This window comes from Streptomyces sp. NPDC051576 (assembly GCF_040681835.1).
Classification (GTDB): Bacteria; Actinomycetota; Actinomycetes; order Streptomycetales; family Streptomycetaceae; genus Streptomyces.
In genome coordinates this window covers 18,712-33,134 of the sequence record NZ_JBFAZO010000006.1, presented here as the reverse complement: position 1 = coordinate 33,134, position 14,423 = coordinate 18,712, and the positions used below count along the sequence as shown (strand labels likewise).

Annotated in this window: 9 protein-coding genes; 4 read left to right on the top strand and 5 right to left on the bottom strand. The window is 70.5% G+C overall.

Annotation, left to right across the window (positions count from 1 at the left end; all coding sequences use genetic code 11):
* Positions 1-30: 30 nt before the first annotated feature.
* Complete coding sequence (dnaJ, locus tag AB0M63_RS20815) at positions 31-1,164, bottom strand: molecular chaperone DnaJ (RefSeq protein WP_355924859.1); 1,134 nt, start codon at positions 1,162-1,164, stop codon at positions 31-33.
* Positions 1,165-2,181 (bottom strand): heat-inducible transcriptional repressor HrcA, encoded by a 1,017-nt coding sequence (hrcA, locus tag AB0M63_RS20810; protein WP_355924861.1) that lies wholly within the window; start codon positions 2,179-2,181, stop codon positions 1,165-1,167.
* Positions 2,182-2,353: 172 nt separating this feature from the next.
* On the opposite strand from hrcA, the gene AB0M63_RS20805 reads away from it, so the two are divergent.
* Complete coding sequence (locus AB0M63_RS20805) at positions 2,354-3,076, top strand: MBL fold metallo-hydrolase (protein WP_366020408.1); 723 nt, start codon at positions 2,354-2,356, stop codon at positions 3,074-3,076.
* A 31-nt stretch (positions 3,077-3,107) separates the two neighbouring features.
* The gene (locus tag AB0M63_RS20800; RefSeq protein WP_355924865.1) at positions 3,108-3,917 is read left to right on the top strand and encodes a DUF3097 domain-containing protein; all 810 of its coding nucleotides are present in this window, start codon (positions 3,108-3,110) and stop codon (positions 3,915-3,917) included.
* A 9-nt stretch (positions 3,918-3,926) separates the two neighbouring features.
* On the opposite strand, the gene hemW is transcribed toward AB0M63_RS20800, so the two are convergent.
* On the bottom strand, positions 3,927-5,159 hold the full coding sequence (gene hemW, locus AB0M63_RS20795) for a radical SAM family heme chaperone HemW (RefSeq protein ID WP_355924867.1): 1,233 nt from the start codon (positions 5,157-5,159) through the stop codon (positions 3,927-3,929).
* Positions 5,160-5,189: 30 nt separating this feature from the next.
* On the bottom strand, positions 5,190-7,148 hold the full coding sequence (locus tag AB0M63_RS20790; RefSeq protein WP_366020407.1) for a SpoIIE family protein phosphatase: 1,959 nt from the start codon (positions 7,146-7,148) through the stop codon (positions 5,190-5,192).
* A gap of 201 nt (positions 7,149-7,349) precedes the next feature.
* Between AB0M63_RS20790 and AB0M63_RS20785 the strand changes: the two genes are divergently transcribed.
* The gene (locus AB0M63_RS20785) at positions 7,350-11,390 is read left to right on the top strand and encodes a HAMP domain-containing protein (protein ID WP_366020695.1); all 4,041 of its coding nucleotides are present in this window, start codon (positions 7,350-7,352) and stop codon (positions 11,388-11,390) included.
* The gene (locus AB0M63_RS20780; protein ID WP_355924871.1) at positions 11,387-11,962 is read left to right on the top strand and encodes a response regulator; all 576 of its coding nucleotides are present in this window, start codon (positions 11,387-11,389) and stop codon (positions 11,960-11,962) included. Before AB0M63_RS20785 ends, AB0M63_RS20780 begins: the two co-directional genes overlap by 4 nt.
* A 393-nt stretch (positions 11,963-12,355) precedes the next feature.
* Here AB0M63_RS20780 and AB0M63_RS20775 read toward each other — a convergent pair whose 3' ends face one another.
* A complete protein-coding gene (locus tag AB0M63_RS20775; RefSeq protein WP_355924873.1) occupies positions 12,356-14,239 on the bottom strand; it encodes an AMP-dependent synthetase/ligase in 1,884 nt (627 codons plus the stop codon).
* Between the last annotated feature and the right edge of the window lie 184 nt (positions 14,240-14,423).

Here is a 14,423-nt window from a genome sequence, read left to right as displayed (position 1 = left end):
GGACAGGTGCATGCCCCGGTTCCGGCCGGGTCAGCGACCGTTGAAAGCGTCCTTCAGCCGGGAGAACAGACCCTGCTGCCCGGGCTGGAACTGGCCGGTGGGCCGCTCCTCGCCGCGCAGTTTCGCCAGTTCCCTGAGCAGGCGTTCCTGCTCCACGTCGAGCTTGGTCGGGGTGGTGACCTCGACGTGCACGATGAGGTCGCCCCGGCCGCCGCCGCGCAGATGCGTGACGCCCCGGGTGTGCAGCGGGATCGACTGGCCGGACTGGGTGCCCGGCCGGATGTCGACCTCCTCCATGCCGTCCAGCGTCTCCAGCGGCACCTTGGTGCCGAGGGACGCCGCCGTCATCGGGAGGGTGACCGTGCAGTGCAGGTCGTCGCCGCGGCGCTGGAACATCGCGTGCGGCAGCTCGTGGATCTCGACGTACAGGTCACCGGCGGGGCCGCCGCCGGGGCCGACCTCGCCCTCGCCCGCGAGCTGGATCCGTGTGCCGTTGTCCACGCCCGCCGGGATCTTGACGGTGAGCGTGCGCCGCGAGCGGACGCGGCCGTCACCGGCGCACTCCGGGCACGGGGTCGGGACGACGGTGCCGAAGCCCTGGCACTGGGGGCAGGGGCGGGAGGTCATGACCTGGCCCAGGAAGGACCGGGTCACCTGCGAGACCTCACCGCGGCCGCGGCACATGTCACAGGTCTGCGCGGAGGTGCCGGGGGCCGCGCCCTCGCCGTTGCAGGTGTTGCAGACGACGGCGGTGTCGACCTGGATGTCCTTCGTGGTGCCGAAGGCCGCCTCGTCCAGCTCGATCTCAAGCCGGATCATGGCGTCCTGGCCCCGGCGGGTCCGCGAGCGCGGTCCGCGCTGCGAGGCCGTACCGAAGAACGCGTCCATGATGTCCGAGAAGTTCCCGAAGCCGCCCGCGCCGAAGCCCGCGCCCGCGCCGCCCGCCTGCGAGAGGGGGTCGCCGCCGAGGTCGTAGACCTGCTTCTTCTGCGGGTCCGAGAGCACCTCGTAGGCGGCGTTGATCTCCTTGAACCGCTCCTGAGTCTTCGGATCCGGATTGACGTCCGGGTGCAGCTCGCGCGCGAGCCGGCGGAAGGCCTTCTTGATCTCATCCTGCGACGCGTCGCGACGCACGCCGAGAACGGCGTAGTAGTCCGTGGCCACTTAGGACTCCGCCAGGATCTGTCCGACGTACCGTGCCACTGCGCGTACCGCTCCCATCGTTCCCGGGTAATCCATGCGGGTCGGTCCGACCACGCCGAGCTTGGCGACTGCCTCGCCGCCCGAACCGTAGCCGACCGACACCACCGAAGTGGAGTTGAGTCCCTCGTAGGCGTTCTCGTGACCGATCCGTACGGTCATGCCCGAATCCCCCGCCTCACCAAGCAACTTGAGGAGGACGACCTGCTCCTCCAGGGCTTCCAGGATGGGGCGGATGGTGAGGGGAAAGTCATGTCCGAAGCGGGTGAGATTGGCGGTGCCGCCGATCATCAGCCGCTCCTCGGTCTCCTCGACGAGGGTCTCCAGGAGGGTGGAGAGCACCGTCGCGACCGTGCCGCGGTCCTCGGCCTCGAAGGCCTCCGGCAGGTCCTGCACCAGCTGCGGCACGTCCGCGAAGCGGCGGCCGGCGATCCGGCTGTTGAGCCGCGCGCGTAGATCCGCGAGCGAGGCCTCCCCGAACGGCGCCGGGCAGTCCACCATGCGCTGCTCGACCCGCCCGGTGTCCGTGATCAGCACGAGCATCACGCGCGCGGGCGCCAGCGCCAGCAGCTCCACGTGCCGCACGGTCGAGCGGGTCAGCGAGGGGTACTGCACGACGGCGACCTGCCGGGTGAGCTGCGCGAGCAGCCGGACCGTACGGCCCACGACGTCGTCGAGGTCGACGGCGCCGTCCAGGAAGTTCTGGATCGCCTTGCGCTCGGGGCCGGTCATCGGCTTGACGCCGGCGAGCTTGTCGACGAAGAGCCGGTAGCCCTTGTCCGTCGGGATCCGCCCGGCGCTGGTGTGCGGCTGGGCGATGTACCCCTCGTCCTCCAGGGCCGCCATGTCGTTGCGCACGGTCGCCGGGGAGACGCCGAGGCTGTGCCGCTCGGTGAGCGCCTTGGAGCCGACCGGTTCCTCGGTGCCGACATAGTCCTGGACGATGGCGCGCAGCACCTGAAGCCTGCGTTCGCTGAGCATCGCGCACACCTCCAGTTCTGGTCGCCGGTACCGTCGGTCTGCCCTTTTCCTGGCACTCTGTGCGCGCGAGTGCCAGCGTTCCCCGGCCCAGTGTACGGCCGTGAGGTACACCCCGGGCAAGGCCGGTCCTGCGATGTCACGCCGTGGGTGCCGTCACCGTTAGCGTCGCCGTATGACGGTGACTTGGGAAGAGCTGGGGTGGGAGCGGCTGGCCGCCGGGGTGGGGCGGTGCCGGCTGCCTGGCTGGGACTGCACGGTGGGGCTGGTCGTCGGAGGCGGCTCGGCGCTCATGATCGACGCGGGGTCGAGCGTCGCGGAGGGCGCGCGGTTGCGCGGGGAGGCGCAGGCGCTCGCCGGGCACCGTGTGACCCATCTCGCGCTCACGCACCCGCATTTCGACCATGTCTTCGGGGCGGCGGTCTTCGCCGGGGCGACGGTTTTCGCGGCCGGGCGCGCGCACGAGGTGTTCGAGCGCGGTGGTGAGGAGCTGCGGGCCGACGCCGTGCGCAACGGACTGGACCCGCGGGCGGCGGAGAACGCGGCGGACACCCTCGTGCGCCCCCGCGAATACGTCTGGGGCAACGCACTGCTCGAACTCGACGAAGGCCCGCAGGCCCTGATGGTGACCACACGAGGCCACACCGCCCACGACCTGGTGCTCCTGGTGCCGGGCGACCCGGCGGTGGTCTTCTGCGGCGACCTGGTCGAGGAGTCCGGCGAACCCCAGGCGGGCCCCGACGCCGTCCCGTCGCTCTGGCCGGCCGCCCTGGACCGGCTCCTGGACCTGGGCGGCGAGGACGCGGTGTACGTGCCCGGTCACGGAGCGGTGGTGGACGCGGCCTTCGTGCGGGCCCAACGGGACGCGTTGGCAACCCGTTTCGGCGTGTCGCGGTGACGCCTGTCGGGGTTCTCCTATCGTCATCCGAATGCGCCAGTACTCCGCCGATCTGACCCCGCCGTGGAAGAAGCCCAAGCCCGTCCCCGAGGTCCCCGCGGAGGCGGGCCTGGTGGTCGAGGAGCCGGGCACCGGTTTCTGCGGCGCGGTGATCCGCTGCGAGGCCGGCACGGTCACCCTGGAGGACCGCTTCGGCAAGCACCGGGTCTTCCCGATGGAGCCACGCGGTTTCCTCCTGGAGGGCCGGGTGGTCACCCTGGTCAGACCCACTTCCGGTCCGCTACGGCCCACCCGTACGGCGTCCGGTTCGGTCGCCGTTCCCGGTGCACGCGCGCGCGTGGCCCGCGCCGGGCGGATCTACGTGGAGGGCCGGCACGACGCGGAACTCGTCGAGCGGGTCTGGGGCGACGACCTGCGCATCGAGGGCGTGGTGGTCGAGTACCTGGAGGGCGTCGACGATCTCCCGTCGATCGTCGAGGACTTCTCCCCCGGCCCGGACGCCCGCCTCGGCATCCTGGTCGACCACCTGGTGCCCGGCACCAAGGAGTGGCGCATCGCCCAGTCCGTCACCAGCGAGCACGCACTAGTCGTCGGCCACCCCTACATCGACATCTGGGAGGCCGTGAAACCGTCCTCCGTGGGCATCGCCGCGTGGCCCCGGATCCCGCACGGGCAGGACTGGAAGACGGGCGTCTGCCGGGCGCTGGGTTGGCCGGAAAACACCGGTGCGGTGTGGCAGGCGATTCTGGCCAAGGTGGGGTCCTACAAGGATCTTGAGCCGGAACTGCTGGGGCGGGTGGAGGAGTTGATCGACTTCGTCACGGCACCCGACGGCGACTGACGGGTCCGGTCAGTCCACCAGGTCCCGCACCACCGCGTCCGCCAGCAGCCGTCCACGCAGCGTGAGCACGGCGCGTCCCCCGTCGTAGGGACCGGTCTCCAGCAACCCCTCCCCCAGCGCCCGGCGCGAAGCCGCGAGCCCGTCCGGCCTGAGCAGGGACAGCGGTGCCCCCTCCCGCAGCCGTAGCTCCAGGAGAATCCGCTCCACCCGGCGGTCCTCCTCGGTCAGGATCTCCCGGCCCGCGCCCGGCGACCGGCCCGCCGCCAGCGCCCCCGCGTACGCCCCCGGGTGCTTGACGTTCCACCACCGCACGCCGCCCACGTGGGAGTGCGCGCCGGGGCCCGCGCCCCACCAGTCGGCGCCGCGCCAGTACAGCTCGTTGTGCAGACAACGGCCGGATTCCGACGTCGCCCAGTTCGAGACCTCGTACCAGTCGAAGCCCGCCGCGGACATCACCTCGTCCGCGATGAGGTAGCGGTCGGCGTGCACGTCGTCGTCCGTCATCGGGACCTCGCCGCGGCGGATCCGGCGGGCGAGCTGGGTGCCCTCCTCGACGATCAGGGCGTACGCGCTGATGTGGTCGGGGCCCGCGCCGAGGGCGGCGTCGAGGGACGCGCGCCAGTCGTCGTCCGTCTCGCCGGGGGTGCCGTAGATCAGGTCGAGGTTGACGTGGTCGAAGCCGACCGCGCGGGCCTCGGACACACAGGCCTCGGGGCGGCCGGGGGTGTGGGTGCGGTCGAGGATCTTCAGGACGTGCTGTTTCGCGCTCTGCATGCCGAAGGAGACCCGGTTGAAGCCGCCGTCGCGGAGGGCCGCGAGGTAGGCGGGGTCGACCGACTCCGGGTTCGCCTCCGTGGTGATCTCCGCGTCGGCCGCGAGGCCGAACTCGTCTCGGATCGCGCCCAGCATCCGTACGAGATCGCCCGCCGCCAGCAGCGTGGGTGTGCCGCCGCCGACGAAGACCGTGCGGACCGGGCGGGGGTCGTCGCCGAGGACCTTGCGGGCCAGGCGGACCTCGTCGATCAGGGTGTCCGCGTAGTTGTCGCGGGAGGCCAGCACTCCGCCGGTGCCGCGCAGCTCGGTCGCCGTGTAGGTGTTGAAGTCGCAGTAGCCGCAGCGGGTCGCGCAGTACGGGACGTGGAGATAGAAGCCGAGGGGGCGGTCGGCGGCCCCGGCGAGCGCCTGCGCGGGCAGGGCGCCGTCTTCGGGGACGGGATCGCCGTCGGGGAGTGCGGAAGGCATGTCCCCATTGTCCAGCACCCGTACGACTCTCTACTCCGCCTGGAGCACCAGCAGCGCCAGGTCGTCCTCCGGGGGCCTGCCGCCGAACTCGTGCACCAGGCGTTTGATCCGTTCCGCGATCAGCTCGGCGCTCAGCCCCGCGCACCCGGCGAGCGCGGTCGCGAGCCCGTCGCCGTCGTCGAACTGGACCGAGCCGGAGCGCCGCTCGGTCACCCCGTCCGTGACGCACAACAGGCTGTCGCCGGGCCGCAGTTCGAAGGTCTCGCTGGTGTACGTCACGTCCTCTATGACCCCGAGAAGGGTCTGCGGGCGCGCTGCCGTACCGACGCCGCCGTCCGGCCCCAGGAGCAGCGGCAGCGGGTGTCCGGCGGAGGCGAGGGTGCAGCGGACGCCGCCGTCGAAGGGGACGAGTTCGCCGTAGAGGAGGGAGAGGAAGCGGGGGCCGTCACCGACCGGACCCGGCCGGCCACCGGCTGCGACCAGAGCGTGGGCCGCCGCGTCGGCGGCCTCGGTGGCGTCGTCGAGGAGGAGCTGGTTGAGGCGGTCGAGGACGTCGGCGACGCGGTAGCCCTCGCGGGCCAGGAGCCGCAGCCAGGGGCGGGCGAGGCCGATCACCACGGCGGCCTCGGGGCCCTTGCCCTGGACGTCACCGAGGGCGAAGCACCAGCGGCCGTCGCCGGCCGGGAACACGTCGTAGAAGTCGCCGCTGGGGCCGCCCTTGTCGCACGGTTCGTAGACGAGGGCGCTGTGCACACCGGGGATCTCGGCGACGGCGCCGGGCAGCAGGCCGCGCTGGAGGACGCGGCTGATGGTGGCCTGGCGGGCGTACTGGCGGGCAGCGCCGATGGCGAGCGCGACCCGGCGGCTGAGGTCCTCGACCAGGCCGGTGACCTCGTCGGGGAAGCACGGCAGCCCGGACCGTCCGATGACCAGCGTGCCGAGCGGCCGGCCGCCCGCGATCAGCCGGTACGCCAGTGCCGCGCCGTGTGTGCCGTCCGGGCCGAGGGCGTCGGCGGGCCAGGGGTAGGACACGGGCCGCAGCGAGTCCGGCGGGCGGGGCGGGTCCTTCTCCAGGGCCCCGCGCAGTTCCTCGATGCGGTTCTCGCTGCCGTGCCAGACACGGGCCAGGCGCGGGCCGGCGCCGGCGTCCTCGCTCCAGCCCCCGCGGCCCATCGCCTCGTCCTCCAGCCATACGGCGCACCAGTCGGCCAGTCTGGGCACGATCAGCTGTCCGGCGAGGGCGGCGACCAGGTCCTCGTCGAGCTGTCCGGCGAGGAGGTCGGAGGCCTCGGCGAGGAAGGAGAGGGCGCCGCGGCCCAGCCAGTCACGGTCGCGTTCGGCGCGCCGGGGTTCGGGCGCGAGGATCTGCGCGACGCGCAGGCCGCGTTCACCGGCGTAGGTCTCGTAGGTCCCGTTGGTTCCGTTGGTTCCGTTGGTTCCGTTGGTTCCGTTGGTTCCGTTGATCCCGTTGGTCTCCAACTCCTCGGCGGCGGGGCTGCCTTCGGCCGCGAGCCGTGCCCAGACGGTCTTGGTGCCGGTGCGGTAGGTGACGCCCCAGGCCTCGGCGAGCGTGGCGACGAGCCGCAGTCCGCGCCCGAACTCCGGTGTCTCATAAGCCTGTTCGCCGCCGTTGTCGCGCGGGGCGCGGGAGGGGTGGTGGTCGGCGACCTCCACGACGACGGACCGCGTGTCCTCAAGCCGGCAGACCAGCTCGACGTCCGTGCCGGCGTGCACGACGGCGTTGGTGACGAGTTCGCTGACGACGACCATCGCGTCGTCGGCGAGCCGATCGGTGAGGTGTTCGCTGCCGGGCAGGGCGAGTTCGGTCCACTCGCGGAGCGCGGCGCGCACCAGAGCGCGGGCGGAGCCGGGCGCGAGGGGGCTTCCGGACAGCGTGGCGCGCACCGTCGTACGCGGGTCCGCGCCGTGGTGCGCGGGCGCGCCGGGAACACGCGAAGTGGTCTCCCGTTGGGTCGGAATGGCCCCCATGGACAGCCCCCCGGGCAGATCGGACGATTACGCCTCGGTCGATGCGGACAGAGTGACAGACTGGCCGCGGCCATAAGCGCCGAGTTACCGAAGTGGGCCGCCATGAGTGAGAACAGTGCTACGCGTGTGCTCGAAGACGGGCACGAATCCGTCGCGGGCGACTGGATTCGAGCATCGGATCTCCGTCCGCTGCTCGCCGTGATGACGGCGGCCCGGGACGGCGACTTCACGAAAGCGCCGGAGACCGGACACGGCATGGTGGCCGAACTGACCGCCGCCTTCAACCAGATCATGGACCGCAGCACCCACTTCAATTCCGAGACGCAGCGCGTCAAACGGGAGCTGGTGCGCCACGGCCGCCTCGACGAACGCCTCTCGGCCAGCCCCGGCCAGGGCGGCTGGACCTCCCGCGTCAACGACGTGAACCAGCTCCTCGACGCCCTGGTGGCCCCGGCCGCCAACGCGACCCGGGTGCTGGACGCGGTGGCGGGCGGCGATCTGACCCAGCGGGTCGATCTGCACGACGGCAGCAGGCAGTTGCGTGGTGATCTACGGCATCTGGGCCGGGCCGTGAACAAGATGGTGGACCAACTCTCCCTGTTCACTGGGGAGGTGACCCGGGTCGCCCGCGAGGTCGGCACCGAGGGCAGGCTCGGCGGGCGCGCCAAGGTGCAGGGTCTGTCCGGCAGTTGGCGGGACGTGACCCTGGCGGTCAACACGATGGCGTCCCGGCTGACCGCGCAGGTGCGGGACATCGCGCTGGTCACGACGGCGGTGGCGCGCGGCGACCTGACGCGTACGGTCACGGTCGAGGCGACCGGCGAGCTGCTCGAACTGAAGCTGACCGTGAACACGATGGTCGACCAGCTCTCCGCCTTCGCCGACGAGGTGACGCGGGTGGCGCGCGAGGTCGGCACCGAGGGCCAGTTGGGCGGTCGCGCGCAGGTGCGGGGCGTCTCCGGTGTCTGGAAGGACTTGACCGACAACGTCAACTTCATGGCCTCGAACCTGACTTCGCAGGTACGGAACATCGCGCAGGTGACGACCGCCGTCGCCAACGGCGACCTGAGTCAGAAGATCACGGTCGACGCCCAGGGCGAGATCCTCGAACTGAAGTCGACCATCAACACGATGGTCGACCAGCTCTCCGCCTTCGCCGACGAGGTCACCCGCGTCGCCCGCGAGGTCGGCACCGAAGGAAACCTCGGCGGACGCGCCCAGGTGCGAGGGGTGTCCGGGGTCTGGAAGGACCTCACCGACAACGTCAACTTCATGGCGGACAACCTGACTTCACAGGTCCGGAACATCGCGCTCGTGTCGACGGCCGTGGCGCAGGGCGACCTCGGCAAGAAGATCACGGTGGAGGCCAAGGGCGAGATCCTGGAACTGAAGTCGACCATCAACACGATGGTCGACCAGCTCTCCGCCTTCGCCGACGAAGTCACGCGCGTCGCCCGCGAGGTCGGCACCGAGGGCAACCTCGGTGGCCAGGCGCAGGTGCGGGGCGTCAGCGGGGTGTGGAAGGACCTGACGGACAACGTCAACTTCATGGCCCTGAACCTGACTTCGCAGGTACGGAACATCGCCCAGGTGACGACCGCCGTCGCCAACGGCGACCTGTCGAAGAAGATCACCGTCGATGCCCGCGGCGAGATCCTCGAACTCAAGGACACCGTCAACACGATGGTGGAGCAACTGCGCGCCTTCGCGGACGAGGTGACCCGGGTGGCCCGCGAGGTCGGCACCGACGGCCGACTCGGCGGCCGGGCCCAGGTGTTGGGCGTCTCCGGGGTCTGGCGCGATCTGACGGACAACGTCAACTACATGGCGGACAACCTGACTTCACAGGTGCGGAACATCGCCCAGGTCGCGACGGCGGTGGCGCAGGGCGACCTGTCGAAGAAGATCGACGTGGACGCGCGCGGCGAGATCCTGGAGCTGAAGACCACCATCAACACGATGGTCGACACCCTCTCCTCGTTCTCCTCCGAGGTCACCCGGGTCGCCCGCGAGGTCGGTTCCGAGGGCCAACTCGGCGGCCAGGCACGGGTGGAGGGCGTCTACGGCACCTGGAAGCGCCTGACCACCAACGTGAACGAACTCGCGCTCAACCTCACCACGCAGGTCCGCGCGATCGCCGAGGTGGCCTCGGCGGTGGCGCAGGGCGACATGTCCCGCTCGATCACGGTGGAGACCCAGGGCGAGGTCACCGAGCTCAAGGACAACATCAACCTGATGGTGGCCAACCTCCGCGAGACGACCCGCGCGAAGGACTGGCTGGAGTCCAACCTGGCCCGCCTCGCCGCGCTGATGCAGGGGCACCGGGACCTGATGGAGGTCGCCGACCTGATCCTGCGCGAGCTGACCCCGCTGGTGAACGCCCAGTACGGCGCGTTCTTCCTGGCCGACCCGGACGAGGACAGCCTGCGCACCGCGATCCCGGCCAAGGGGCTGGCGTTCATCGCCGGGTACGGGTCGGCGCAGGGCGCGACCGTGGACACGGGCGGGATGCCGGTGCACGGGCTGGTGCGGCAGGCGGCACGGGAGAAGAAGCGGATCCTGGTCGAGGAGGCCCCGCCGGACTACATCAAGATCAACAGCGGGCTCGGGGAGGCCGCCCCGGCGAGCGTGGTCATCATCCCGATCCTCTTCGAGGACAAGCTCCTCGGCGTGATCGAACTGGCCTCCTTCTCCCGCTTCTCCGACGTCCACCTGGCGTTCTTCGACCAGTTCGTGAACACCATCGGCGTCGCGATCAACACCATCATCGCCAACTCCCGCACCGAGTCCCTGCTCGGCGAGTCCCAACGCCTCGCGATGCAGTTGCAGGAACGTTCGGACGAACTCCAGAAGCAGCAGGCCGAGTTGCAGCGCTCCAACGCGGAACTGGAGGAGAAGGCCGCCCTGTTGGCGACCAGCTCCCAGTACAAGTCGGAGTTCCTGGCCAACATGTCGCACGAACTGCGCACCCCGCTCAACTCGTTGCTGATCCTGGCCCGGCTGCTCTCCGACAACCCGGACGGCCGGCTCTCCGACCAGGAGGTGCAGTTCGCGACCACGATCCACCGCTCCGGCTCGGACCTGCTCCAGCTCATCAACGACATCCTCGACCTGTCGAAGATCGAGGCCGGCCGCATGGACGTACGCCCCAAACGGCTCCCGCTCATCAAGCTCCTCGACTACGTCCACGCCACCTTCCGCCCGCTCACCCTGGACCGGGGGCTCGCCTTCGAGGTGTCGGTCGGCGAGGACGTACCGCGCGAGATGTGGTCGGACGAGCAGCGGCTCCAGCAGATCCTGCGCAATCTGCTGTCCAACGCCATCAAGTTCACCGCGACGGGCCGGGTCGAACTCCGCGTCAACCGGGTCAAGGACCCCGAACACCGCTACTCCGCCGACGGCGACGAGGTCATCGCGTTCGCCGTCTCCGACACCGGCATCGGGATCGCCGCCGAGAAACTCCCGGTGATCTTCGAGGCGTTCCAGCAGGCCGACGGCACCACCAACCGCAAGTACGGCGGCACGGGGCTGGGGTTGTCGATCAGCCGGGAGATCGCCGGGCTGCTCGGCGGCCGGATCGTCGCCGAGAGCGAGCCCGGCCGCGGCTCGACCTTCACGCTCTACGTCCCCGTCGTCAGCCCCGGCCACTCGGCGACCGGGCCGACCACCGAGGACCGTGAACTGCCCACAATGGCCGAGCAGTTGTCCACCGAGGCGTTCACCGGGCACGAGGTGGACGACTCCTGGCCGACACCCACCAAGCTGGAGGCGTGGAAGGCCGGGCGGGCGGGTCAAGTGCTGCCGGGGCGGCGGGTGTTGATCGTGGACGACGACATCCGCAACGTCTTCGCGCTCACCCATGTCCTGGGCCGCGTCGGCATGCCGGTGCTCTACGCGGAGAACGGCCGCGAGGGCATCGAGACGCTGGAGCGCAATCCCGACGTCGAACTCGTGCTGATGGACATCATGATGCCGGAGATGGACGGCTACGAGACCATCGCCGCCATCCGCCGCGCCCCGCACTGGACCGGCCTGCCCATCGTCGCGCTGACCGCCAAGGCGATGCCGGGCGACCGGGAGAAGTCCATCGCGCGGGGCGCCAACGACTACGTACCCAAGCCGGTGGACGTCGACCAACTGCTGACCGTTGTCTGCGCCCTGCTCGATCCCGAGGCCGTGGAGACGGAGGAGCCGCAGGAGCCAGAGGAGCCGGACGCCACGAGGGAGGCACCGTCGCCGTGAGCGCAGCGGAACCGACCGGAGGACCCGCGGGCATCCTCCTGGTCGACGACATGGAGGACAACCTGATCGCCCTGGAGGCCGTCCTCGCCTCCCTCAACGAGCCGCTGGTACGGGCGCGTTCGGGCGAGGAGGCGATGAAGGCGCTGCTGCGGCAGCGCTTCGCCGTGGTCCTGCTCGACATCCGGATGCCGGGCATGGACGGTTTCGAGACCGCCGCCAACATCAAGCGGCTCGACCAGACCAAGGACGTCCCGATCATCTTCCTGACCGGCACGGACGCCGACGCGGGCTACGCCTTCCGCGGCTACGCCACAGGCGCGGCCGACTACTTGACCAAGCCCTTCGACCCCTGGGTCCTACGCGCCAAGGTCACCGTCTTCCTCGAACTCCACCGCAAGAACCAGCTCCTGGAACGGATGATGACGCGGGCACAGGCGGACTACGCAGAAGTGGCCACCAGACTCGCCGAACTGTCGGACCACCTCTCCACCGACGAACCCCCCGACCTGCCCACACTGCGCGAACAGGTCCGGGAGCTGCGTGAACTGGTGGGCAGGGGGCGGCCGTTCTGAGCGGCTGGGCTTCGCGCGAGCCGACGTAGATCTGTCTCGTCGATCAGGTGCTTGGGCGCGTCAGAGCGGGGGCGCCCCAGCCGAGCGGCCGTTTGTCCGCGCGTGCCCCCAGCCGAGCAGTCGTTTGTCCGCGCGTGCCCCCAGCCGAGCGGTCACGAGTCCAGGCGTGCCGCCGGCCACGTGGCCGGGGAAATACCCGGCCGCAACCACTAACCGGGGCACCCTCATCACAAATGACCCCGGCCCCGCCTGCGGGAGCGACTCCCGCACTCCCAGCAGAGCGGGCGCGTACCCACGCGTGCTGCCGGACACGTGGTCGACGAGATGCCCGGCCGTATCCACCAGCCGGGGCACCTTCATCACAAACAGACCCCGGGCCCGCCTGCTCGACAACTACGCCTCGCGCGACCCCGCGTACATCTCGTCGATCAGGTGCTTGTACTCCCGTTCCACCACCGGCCGCTTCAGCTTGAGGCTCGGGGTGATCTCGCCGTGTTCGATGTCGAGGTCGCGCGGGAGGAGGCGGAACTTCTTGATGGTCTGCCAGCGCTGGAGGCCCTCGTTCAGCTCCTTGACGTAGGCCTCGATCAGGGCGACCGTCGCGGGCGCGGCGACGACCTCGGCGTAGGACTTGCCGGCGAGGTCGTTCTCGTTCGCCCACTCCAGGATGGACGGTTCGTCGAGGGCGATGAGCGCGGTGCAGAAGTTCCGGTCGGCGCCGTGCACCAGGATGTTGGAGACGTACGGGCACACGGCCTTGAACTGGCCCTCGACCTCGGCCGGCGCGATGTACTTGCCGCCGGACGTCTTGATGAGGTCCTTCTTGCGGTCGGTGATGCGGAGGTAGCCGTCGGGGGACAGCTCGCCGATGTCGCCGGTGTGGAACCAGCCGTCCGACTCCAGGACTTCGGCCGTCTTCTCGGGCAGCCCGTGGTAGCCCTCCATGATGCCGGGGCCGCGCAGCAGGATCTCGCCGTCGTCCGCGATCCGCACCTCCGTGCCGGGCAGCGGCTTGCCGACCGTGCCGGTGCGGTAGGCCTCGCCCGGGTTCACGAAGGAGGCCGCGGAGGACTCGGTCAGGCCGTAGCCCTCCAGGATGTGGATGCCGGCGCCGGCGAAGAAGTAGCCGATGTCGGGCGCGAGCGCGGCCGAGCCGGAGACACAGGCGCGCAGCTTTCCGCCGAAGGCCTCGCGGATCTTCGCGTAGACGAGCGCGTCGGCGACCTTGTGCTTGGCTTCGAGACCGAACGGCGCGGTGGCCGCACCGGTACGGCGGAAGTTGTCCTGAGTGACCTTGGCGTACTCGCGGGCGACCTCGGCCGCCCACTGGAAGATCTTGTACTTGGCGCCGCCACCGGCCCGCGCCTTGGCCGCGACCCCGTTGTAGACCTTCTCGAAGATGCGCGGCACGGCCGCCATGTACGTCGGCTGCACGACCGGCAGATTCTCGATGATCTTGTCGACCCGGCCGTCCACGGCGGTGACATGCCCGATCTCGATGTGCCCGGACGTGAGCACCTTGCCGAAGACGTGCGCGAGCGGCAGCCACAGGTACTGCACGTCCTCCGGGCCGAGCAGCCCGGTCGCGGCGATCGCCTTCGCCAGGTACGACCAGTTGTCGTGCGGCAGCCGGACCCCCTTGGGGCGGCCGGTGGTGCCGGAGGTGTAGATGATCGTCGCGAGCTGGTCCTTGGTGATGGCCCCGACCCGCTCCTTGATCAGGTCCGGGTTCTTCTCCAGGTACGCGGCACCGCGCTGCTCCAGCTCGGCGAGGGTCAGCACCCAGTCGCCGGTGTCCTGGGTGTCGACGCCGGCCGGGTCGATGACCACGACATGCGTCAGCTCGGGCAGCTCGGCGCGCTTCTCCCGCGCCTTGGCGAGCTGCGCCGCGTCCTCCGCGATCAGGACCTTGCTGCCGGAGTCGGAGAGGATGAACGTCGACTCGTCGGCGTTGGTCTGCGGATACACCGTGGTCGTGGCGGCCCCGGCGCACAGGATGCCCAGGTCGACGAGGATCCACTCGACGCGGGTGGCGGAGGCCAGCGCGACGCGCTCCTCGGGCTGTACGCCCAGTTCGATCAGGCCGGCCGCGATCGCGAAGACCCGCTCGGCGGCCTGTGCCCAGCTGAGCGCCTTCCAGTCGTCGGGGCCCTCGCCCGAGGCCGCCGGCACCGGGTAGCGGTAGGCCTCGGCGTCCGGTGTGGCCGCCACCCGCTCCAGGAAGAGGCCCGCCACGGACGGGGGACGGTTCTCGATCAGGGTCTGTGTGTCGCTCACGACATCCTCCGGGGCCCGCGACAGTGCGGCTGGCTCAGTGCTGCGGCTGTTGTTTAACTCGCGAGTAACTATCGAGCAGTGATCAGAGTAAGCCGCGACCGGCCGGTGCGTAAGGGGCGGCGGACCGTCACTTCCTCCAGAGACAGGACACAGGGCCCGCCGCGCGAAAGCGCGGCGGGCCCTG

Bases quoted from the DNA above. Each gene is read 5' to 3' on its own strand.
- hrcA (WP_355924861.1), bottom strand. From the start codon at position 2,181: ATGCTCAGCGAACGCAGGCTTCAGGTGCTGCGCGCCATCGTCCAGGAC.
- hemW (WP_355924867.1), bottom strand. From the start codon at position 5,159: ATGCCTTCCGCACTCCCCGACGGCGATCCCGTCCCCGAAGACGGCGCC.
- AB0M63_RS20805 (WP_366020408.1), top strand. From the start codon at position 2,354: ATGACGGTGACTTGGGAAGAGCTGGGGTGGGAGCGGCTGGCCGCCGGG.
- AB0M63_RS20790 (WP_366020407.1), bottom strand. From the start codon at position 7,148: ATGGGGGCCATTCCGACCCAACGGGAGACCACTTCGCGTGTTCCCGGC.
- AB0M63_RS20785 (WP_366020695.1), top strand. From the start codon at position 7,350: ATGACGGCGGCCCGGGACGGCGACTTCACGAAAGCGCCGGAGACCGGA.
- AB0M63_RS20800 (WP_355924865.1), top strand. From the start codon at position 3,108: ATGCGCCAGTACTCCGCCGATCTGACCCCGCCGTGGAAGAAGCCCAAG.